This is a genomic window from Synechococcales cyanobacterium T60_A2020_003 (assembly GCA_015272205.1).
Lineage (GTDB): Bacteria > Cyanobacteriota > Cyanobacteriia > RECH01 > RECH01 > JACYMB01.
Genome location: JACYMB010000213.1, coordinates 1 through 3,752, shown reverse-complemented (window position 1 = coordinate 3,752; position 3,752 = coordinate 1). Strand labels below are relative to the sequence as shown.

Below are 3,752 nucleotides of genomic sequence, written 5' to 3'. Positions count from 1 at the left end.
GCTATCATCGTCGTTCGATTGCTGAAACTACCATGTTCCGCTTTAAGACTATTTTTGGGGGCAATCTCAGTGCGCGTCAATTTGACAATCAAGCCGTGGAATTGTTCATCAAATGTGTTGCGCTCAACCGCATGATTCAGATCGCTAAACCCGATAGCTACAAGGTTGAAGGTTAATACCAGGACACTCTCAAGGCGAACCTGACCGTTTTTCTAATCATGCAACAAAGCCCCAAGAAAAGATAGCTGCATGACTGGAGGCTCCTAGTCGTTTGACTGTTTGTAGGCATTGAGCAAGTTCGAACGTACCCTGTTTGATATGCTTCTATGATGCGTTGAACATCGCGCCGAAAAAATCCCAAAAAGTTCAGGTTTATTCAGGTAAATCTTCAGGTTCTGAAGTTCTTGGGGCGAAAGGGGCGATCGCTCTATGGAGCCTGATGACAAAACTAGTTGGGTTTCATGCCAGGTATTCCTGTAATCACCCGCACTCGTCCCTCTGTGCGAGGTTCCACAAAACGAGGAAGCCGCACCTGAAAGGTACTTCCCTGACCAATCTGGCTACTCACTGAAATTTCCCCGTCATGCTGAGAGGCGATCGCCAACGCAATCGATAGCCCCAGTCCCAGTCCTCCGGCGCGGTAGGTGCGAGCCCGGTCGGCACGCCATAGCCGTTGAAAAACAAACGGCAAACGCTCCGGCGCAATTCCCATCCCGGTATCGCGAACATCAATCTCTACCATCTTCCCGGCCTTGCGCATAATCACCCCCACACTACCCCCACTGGGCGTGTACTGGAGGGCATTTTCCAACAAATTGGAAAAGAGGCGGATGAGTTTTGTGTCATCGCCCAGTACCACCATCTCCGGCAACAGTTCTGACCAGAGGCGAATTCCCTTCTGCTGCGCTTGAGGTTCCAGCAGATTGATCAGTTCCTGCAATACCTGATCGAGATGGACGGGTTTGTGCGTCACCTGTGGTGCATGGGTGGAATCGGTACGCGCCAGAAATAGCAAATCTTCCACCAGATGTTTCATTTGATTCGTGGCACTGGCGATCGCCGACAGCTTTTTAACATCTTTGGGATGAATGCGTTCGGGATGCTTCAAAATCACGTCCACCGAGGTTTTGATTGCGGTGAGGGGACTCCGCAACTCATGGGACGCATCGGCGGTAAACTGGCGCAGTTGTTCTAGGCTGTGCCGAGTGGGGTAGAGCGACATTTGTACCAGCCATACACTTCCCAACGCACTGAGTCCTAAGGCCAAACTGCCTCCCAGGGCAAAGCCCCACCGCAGTCGCACGATCAAGTCTTGAATATCATCAATCGATTCACTGGCGCGAATATATCCTTCTAACCGAGGTTCGGATTGCCCTGGATTTCGGAGATAAACGGCGATCGTATAGGTTCGAATGTTGCCCAGAGTGAGAATGCCCTCTTTGGCGGGATAGCTCACCTGACTCGTGCCCTGACTCGCAATCACATTTCCCTCGGCATCGAACCAGGTAAGGCTTTGAGAATTCCGCCGAAAGAGGTCTTGCCAGGGAATTTCCTCCCGTTCTTCGAGGTGGCCTTCCCCCTCCCGCTTCACATCGGCCAAGGTTGGGGTGGCCGATTGCGCTAGGGTCAGTAAGCGGCTATCCACCTGCTGATAGAGGCTATTCACAAAGAATAGATACACCGCTAACGCCGAGGTGCCAAATACCCCCGCAATCACGGATAGGTAAGCCAGCAAGAGGTGAAGACCGAGTCCTTTCAACATATTAGGGAATTTCGCATTGCGTTAATCGATATCCTAATCCATGAACCGTTTCGATCAAGTTGGGATTGGCTCCCGATTGCTTCAATTTTTGTCGCAGCCCTTTGATGTGCGATCGCACCGTTTCCTCTGAGGGAATTTCACCCGATGTCCACAGTCGCTCTACAATTTGGCTGCTACTATAGACGCGGCGTGGGTTTCGCATGAACAGTTCCAGCAGGGTGTATTCCTTGGGAGTGAGGGCGAGGAGGGTGCTGGCATAGTGAACCTCGCAGGTGCTGGGGTCAAGCTGCAAGTCTCCACAGCTCAAAATCGGAGGAGCAATATCGCCACCGCGTCGAAGCAGCGATCGGATCCGGGCTGAAAGTTCGTCGAGGTCAAAGGGTTTAACCACATAGTCATCGGCTCCGGCATCCAGTCCTAAGACCTTATCTCCCGTGGTATCACGAGCGGTGAGCATCAAGATGGGAACTGTGTATCGGTGCGATCGCAGCTTTTTGCAGAGGGTGATGCCGTCAATCCCCGGCAGCATCACATCCAGCAAAATCAAATCGTAGGAATAGGCTTCGATCATGTCCCAGGCGGACTGTCCATCGTAGATAACATCGACGGTGTAGTTTTGATCCATGAGTTCTTCTGCTAAAGCATCCGCGATGCGTTCGTCATCTTCAACTAAAAGAATTTTCATACCGTTGCACTATCGAACCTTGAGTGGAGTGGACGTGAGTTATGGACTGCCGCGACGGGAATGTCGCCATGAAACCCTTTCCCCAGTTGCGACCGACTAGGGCAGATCAATAATTTCATTATCGGAGATTGCCTAACCGACTGGAGGAGGTGTGCCACCCCATTGGGCGATCGCTTCAGACTAAAAACTGCGCCAGTCAACGCGCATGCCTAGCTTGCCCCTGATATCAAACTGACCTGAACACCGCATTATGGGTACGGGCGGGTTTAGCAGGCCGAACCCAGCAAGTACCGATGTTGAAGGGCAAAACCCGCCCCTCCATCAGGGATTAACCATTGATTACCTGGATGTGATATTAACTGTCGGCTTACGAAGGGAGAGAATTAATCGCCGCAGTCTAGCGTTAATCTAGCGCTCAGGATGTTCAGATGAAATGGGAGAGGAACTGAACGTCGATGAATCATCTGCTTCAAGGATACGATCGATCCAGGTCTGTGGCTCAGGCGGATCTTGCCATTTCACCCGAAGGATGACCAGCGCAAACAGAGCGACCAAGCCCGTCAATACGCCTAACCATTCCCAGAACAGGCTGATATCGTTTGCCATCAGATTGGAGATCCCCTAACGCTTACTTGGAAAAATCGGTTGATCCGGTATAGCCAGACAGTTCAGCAAGTTCCTCAAGGGAATGCAACCCAGGATAAAGTTCACCATTAATGTCCCAGGTGGGAAACCCTGCAACGCCCGCATCAATACAAAGCTGAGGCTGGGCATTCTCGCCACGGGCATCACACTCCACGTAGTTGATCGCATCAAATGCCTCCCCGAACAACGCAATTTGGCGCATGCAATACGGACACCAGTATGCCCCATACATACGTGCCCCGATTTGAGTGAGATAATTGGCTAGCGACTGCTCTGGCGTGGTTTGTGCAATCATCACCGTTGCCTTGCCCGCTACGGTTTTATTGATTTCAGCCACTGCCGATTGCGTGACGAGGGAGGTTGCCAGTAGCACCGGACGTTCGGAGAAACTGCTGCGAGCTCGCTCCGGTTCCGCTTCGGCAGACGTCAAGGGGCTGTATCCAATAGCAACGGCAAAGGTCAAAAATGACGCAAGACCGAACATGGACTTTCGGTGTTGAAGGTCAGATGAACTCATAGCCACTCCTCAACTCACACTGTGGGGAGATAGACGATTTAGAAACCATAATGTTGCTGGCGATCGCACTTATTGTATAAACGAATCAGTGACGTACTCCCGACACCGATGCAAACATACGGTGCGGGCTTCTCCCACCGGAA

Annotated in this window: 5 protein-coding genes; 1 reads left to right on the top strand and 4 read right to left on the bottom strand. The window is 51.7% G+C overall.

The genetic code is table 11. From position 1 onward, the window contains the following. A partial coding sequence (locus IGR76_10675; protein MBF2078956.1) for an IS5/IS1182 family transposase occupies positions 1 to 176 on the top strand: 176 nt, incomplete at its 5' end. Between the two features lie 272 nt (positions 177 to 448). Here the strand turns inward: IGR76_10675 and IGR76_10670 are convergent. The 4 genes from IGR76_10670 to IGR76_10655 form a co-directional block, all read right to left on the bottom strand. Next, positions 449 to 1,762, bottom strand: a complete 1,314-nt coding sequence (locus tag IGR76_10670) for a two-component sensor histidine kinase (protein MBF2078955.1) — start codon at positions 1,760 to 1,762, stop codon at positions 449 to 451. Between the two features lies 1 nt (position 1,763). Further along, complete coding sequence (locus IGR76_10665) at positions 1,764 to 2,447, bottom strand: response regulator transcription factor (GenBank protein MBF2078954.1); 684 nt, start codon at positions 2,445 to 2,447, stop codon at positions 1,764 to 1,766. A 408-nt stretch (positions 2,448 to 2,855) separates the two neighbouring features. Further along, on the bottom strand, positions 2,856 to 3,053 hold the full coding sequence (locus IGR76_10660; GenBank protein MBF2078953.1) for a hypothetical protein: 198 nt from the start codon (positions 3,051 to 3,053) through the stop codon (positions 2,856 to 2,858). Positions 3,054 to 3,075: 22 nt separating this feature from the next. Continuing rightward, on the bottom strand, positions 3,076 to 3,609 hold the full coding sequence (locus IGR76_10655) for a hypothetical protein (GenBank protein ID MBF2078952.1): 534 nt from the start codon (positions 3,607 to 3,609) through the stop codon (positions 3,076 to 3,078). Positions 3,610 to 3,752: the final 143 nt, after the last annotated feature.

Coding starts and splice junctions, on each gene's coding strand:
- IGR76_10665 (MBF2078954.1), bottom strand. CDS start 2,447: ATGAAAATTCTTTTAGTTGAAGATGACGAACGCATCGCGGATGCTTTA.
- IGR76_10670 (MBF2078955.1), bottom strand. CDS start 1,762: ATGTTGAAAGGACTCGGTCTTCACCTCTTGCTGGCTTACCTATCCGTG.
- IGR76_10655 (MBF2078952.1), bottom strand. CDS start 3,609: ATGAGTTCATCTGACCTTCAACACCGAAAGTCCATGTTCGGTCTTGCG.
- IGR76_10660 (MBF2078953.1), bottom strand. CDS start 3,053: ATGGCAAACGATATCAGCCTGTTCTGGGAATGGTTAGGCGTATTGACG.